General features: G+C 57.0%; 1 rRNA gene. It reads right to left on the minus strand.

Going from position 1 to position 3,194, the window contains the following annotated elements:
- Positions 1-22 precede the first annotated feature (22 nt).
- Positions 23-3,143: ribosomal RNA gene (locus ACZ6EG_RS33955) — 23S ribosomal RNA — on the minus strand.
- Positions 3,144-3,194 lie beyond the last annotated feature (51 nt).

A 3,194-nucleotide genomic window follows, 5' to 3' on the forward strand; every position in this document is an offset into this window, starting at 1 on the left:
AACACAGTGGACGCGAGCAACTGAGGACAAGCCCTCGGCCTATTAGTACCGGTCACCTCCACACCTTGCGGTGCTTCCAGATCCGGCCTATCAACCCAGTCGTCTACTGGGAGCCTTAACCCCTCAAGGGGGTGGGAGTCCTCATCTCGAAGCAGGCTTCCCGCTTAGATGCTTTCAGCGGTTATCCCTCCCGAACGTAGCCAACCAGCCATGCCCTTGGCAGGACAACTGGCACACCAGAGGTTCGTCCGTCCCGGTCCTCTCGTACTAGGGACAGCCCTTCTCAAGACTCCTACGCGCACAGCGGATAGGGACCGAACTGTCTCACGACGTTCTAAACCCAGCTCGCGTACCGCTTTAATGGGCGAACAGCCCAACCCTTGGGACCGACTCCAGCCCCAGGATGCGACGAGCCGACATCGAGGTGCCAAACCATCCCGTCGATATGGACTCTTGGGGAAGATCAGCCTGTTATCCCCGGGGTACCTTTTATCCGTTGAGCGACGGCGCTTCCACAAGCCACCGCCGGATCACTAGTCCCGACTTTCGTCCCTGCTCGACCCGTCGGTCTCACAGTCAAGCTCCCTTGTGCACTTACACTCAACACCTGATTGCCAACCAGGCTGAGGGAACCTTTGGGCGCCTCCGTTACTCTTTAGGAGGCAACCGCCCCAGTTAAACTACCCATCAGACACTGTCCCTGATCCGGATCACGGACCCAGGTTAGACATCCAGCACGACCAGACTGGTATTTCAACGACGACTCCACCCACACTGGCGTGCGAGCTTCAAAGTCTCCCAGCTATCCTACACAAGCCGAACCGAACACCAATATCAAACTGTAGTAAAGGTCCCGGGGTCTTTCCGTCCTGCTGCGCGAAACGAGCATCTTTACTCGTAGTGCAATTTCACCGGGCCTATGGTTGAGACAGTCGAGAAGTCGTTACGCCATTCGTGCAGGTCGGAACTTACCCGACAAGGAATTTCGCTACCTTAGGATGGTTATAGTTACCACCGCCGTTTACTGGCGCTTAAGTTCTCAGCTTCGCCCCACCGAAATGGAGCTAACCGGTCCCCTTAACGTTCCAGCACCGGGCAGGCGTCAGTCCGTATACATCGCCTTACGGCTTCGCACGGACCTGTGTTTTTAGTAAACAGTCGCTTCTCGCTGGTCTCTGCGGCCACCCCCAGCTCAGAGTGCAAAACTCATCACCAGGTGTGGCCCCCCTTCTCCCGAAGTTACGGGGGCATTTTGCCGAGTTCCTTAACCATAGTTCACCCGAACGCCTCGGTATTCTCTACCTGACCACCTGAGTCGGTTTAGGGTACGGGCCGCCATGAAACTCGCTAGAGGCTTTTCTCGACAGCATAGGATCATCCACTTCACCACAATCGGCTCGGCATCAGGTCTCAGCCACATGTACGACGGATTTACCTATCGCACGGCCTACACCCTTACCCCGGGACAACCACCGCCCGGGATGGACTACCTTCCTGCGTCACCCCATCACTCACCTACTAACCGCTTGGTTCAGCGGCTCCACCACTCCCCTCAACTCCGAAGAGATCAGGGCGGCTTCACGGCCTTAGCATCACGATGCTCGATGTTTGACGCTTCACAGCGGGTACCGGAATATCAACCGGTTATCCATCGACTACGCCTGTCGGCCTCGCCTTAGGTCCCGACTTACCCTGGGCAGATCAGCTTGACCCAGGAACCCTTAGTCAATCGGCGCAAACGTTTCTCACGTTTGTATCGCTACTCATGCCTGCATTCTCACTCGTGAACCGTCCACAACTCGCTTCCGCGGCTGCTTCACCCGGCACACGACGCTCCCCTACCCATCCACACACCCGTTGGGGCTATTGTGTGAATGACACGACTTCGGCGGTACGCTTGAGCCCCGCTACATTGTCGGCGCGGAATCACTAGACCAGTGAGCTATTACGCACTCTTTCAAGGGTGGCTGCTTCTAAGCCAACCTCCTGGTTGTCTGTGCGACTCCACATCCTTTCCCACTTAGCGTACGCTTAGGGGCCTTAGTCGATGCTCTGGGCTGTTTCCCTCTCGACCATGGAGCTTATCCCCCACAGTCTCACTGCCGCGCTCTCACTTACCGGCATTCGGAGTTTGGCTAAGGTCAGTAACCCGGTAGGGCCCATCGCCTATCCAGTGCTCTACCTCCGGCAAGAAACACACGACGCTGCACCTAAATGCATTTCGGGGAGAACCAGCTATCACGGAGTTTGATTGGCCTTTCACCCCTAACCACAGGTCATCCCCCAGGTTTTCAACCCTGGTGGGTTCGGTCCTCCACGAAGTCTTACCTCCGCTTCAACCTGCCCATGGCTAGATCACTCCGCTTCGGGTCTTGAGCGTGCTACTGAATCGCCCTGTTCGGACTCGCTTTCGCTACGGCTTCCCCACTCGGGTTAACCTCGCAACACACCGCAAACTCGCAGGCTCATTCTTCAAAAGGCACGCAGTCACGACGCAAGGACAAGTCCTTGCGCGACGCTCCCACGGCTTGTAGGCACACGGTTTCAGGTACTATTTCACTCCGCTCCCGCGGTACTTTTCACCATTCCCTCACGGTACTATCCGCTATCGGTCACCAGGGAATATTTAGGCTTAGCGGGTGGTCCCGCCAGATTCACACGGGATTTCTCGGGCCCCGTGCTACTTGGGTGTCTCTCAAACGAGCCGCTGATGTTTCGACTACGGGGGTCTTACCCTCTACGCCGGACCTTTCGCATGTCCTTCGCCTACATCAACGGTTTCTGACTCGCCTCACAGCCGGCAGACTGTGAAAGAGAGATCCCACAACCCCGCACACGCAACCCCTGCCGGGTCTCACACGTATACGGTTTGGCCTCATCCGGTTTCGCTCGCCACTACTCCCGGAATCACGGTTGTTTTCTCTTCCTGCGGGTACTGAGATGTTTCACTTCCCCGCGTTCCCTCCACACTGCCTATGTGTTCAGCAGCGGGTGACAGCCCATGACGACTGCCGGGTTTCCCCATTCGGAAACCCCCGGATCAAAGCCTGGTTGACGGCTCCCCGGGGACTATCGTGGCCTCCCACGTCCTTCATCGGTTCCTGGTGCCAAGGCATCCACCGTGCGCCCTTAAAAACTTGGCCACAGATGCTCGCGTCCACTGTGCAGTTCTCAAACAACGACCAACCACCCAT

The sequence above is a fragment of the Streptomyces sp. NPDC041968 genome (genome assembly GCF_055589025.1).